Source organism: Mesorhizobium sp. M4A.F.Ca.ET.022.05.2.1 (genome assembly GCF_003998845.1).
Taxonomy (GTDB): Bacteria; Pseudomonadota; Alphaproteobacteria; order Rhizobiales; family Rhizobiaceae; genus Mesorhizobium.
Genome location: NZ_RZOJ01000747.1, coordinates 1 through 1,107, shown reverse-complemented (window position 1 = coordinate 1,107; position 1,107 = coordinate 1). Strand labels below are relative to the sequence as shown.

At 65.9% G+C, this 1,107-nt stretch carries 1 protein-coding gene; it reads left to right on the top strand.

What is annotated here, in order from left to right; all coding sequences use genetic code 11:
* The first annotated feature begins 115 nt into the window (after positions 1 to 115).
* Positions 116 to 1,036, top strand: coding sequence for a DMT family transporter (locus EN745_RS35095; protein ID WP_245455534.1), 921 nt, complete (start codon positions 116 to 118; stop codon positions 1,034 to 1,036).
* The last annotated feature ends 71 nt before the right edge of the window (positions 1,037 to 1,107 follow it).

Genomic DNA, 1,107 nt, shown 5'->3' with positions numbered 1-1,107 from the left:
ATCACGATCCTCGCCGCCCGCGCGGCGACCGGCGGGCGGCGGCTGAGCATTTCCGCAAACGGCTTCAGGACAACAACTGACGGAACCATGTCAGCAGGGGGGCGTAGACTGGGGCATGACCGATTCCCTCGACATGACTGACACATTGCCCGATGGCGCGGCCAAGGCCGCCGCCCAACGCACCGTGGGCATCGCTCTGGTGTCGGCCTCCGCCGTCGTATTCGGCCTCACCGGCGTGCTGACAAAATCGATCCATGCCGATCCGCTGACCATCACCTGCTGGCGCGGTTTCGTCGGCTCGATTCTGATCGCGCTCTATGTGCTGTGGCGGCGCAGGCGCTCCGGCGGGCGCGAAAGCCTGCGGCTCGGCTGGCGCGGCTGGCTGCTGGCCATCGAGGGCGCCGCGGCCAGCATCGCCTTCATCGCGGCCTTCAAGTTCACCTATGTCGCCAATGTCGCGGTCATCTACGCGACCTCGCCCTTCATCGCCGCGTTATTCGCCTTCCTGCTGGTGCGCGAAAAGGTCCGGCTGCAGACGATGCTCGCCGCCGCGGTGTCGCTCTGCGGCGTCGGCGTCATGGTGTGGGCGGGCTTCGGCACCGGTCATCTTTTCGGTGATGGGCTGGCGCTGCTGATGACCACCGGCAGCGCACTCTACATGATCATGGTGCGCGCCTTCCGCGACACGCCGGTGGTGTGGGCGGGCGCGGTCTCGGCCTTCCTTCTGTTCGTTTTCGGCTGGTTCGTCACCGATCCGCTGGCGGTTTCTGCACGGGATGCGCTACTGCTTGCCGCCTTCGGCGGATCCTTCGCGCTGGCCTCGATTCTCTGGACGGAGGGTTCGCGGCTGATCCCGGCACCCGAATCCGGCCTGCTCGGCTCCGCCGAAGTGCCGTTCGCGATCCTGTTCGCCTTCCTGTTCCTGGGCGAGATCCCACCGGTAGCCAGTATCATCGGCGGCGCGATCGTGCTTTGCGCGGTGTTCGCCCATGCCGGGCGCGACTGGCTGGCGGCAAGGCGGTCCGCCGCCAACTGAAAAATATTTTGCCGGTCATGGAACCATCATCCGACTGAGGCATTGTTGTTTTGGCGGGTCACCCCCAAGTC

Bases quoted from the DNA above. Each gene is read 5' to 3' on its own strand.
- EN745_RS35095 (WP_245455534.1), top strand. From the start codon at position 116: ATGACCGATTCCCTCGACATGACTGACACATTGCCCGATGGCGCGGCC.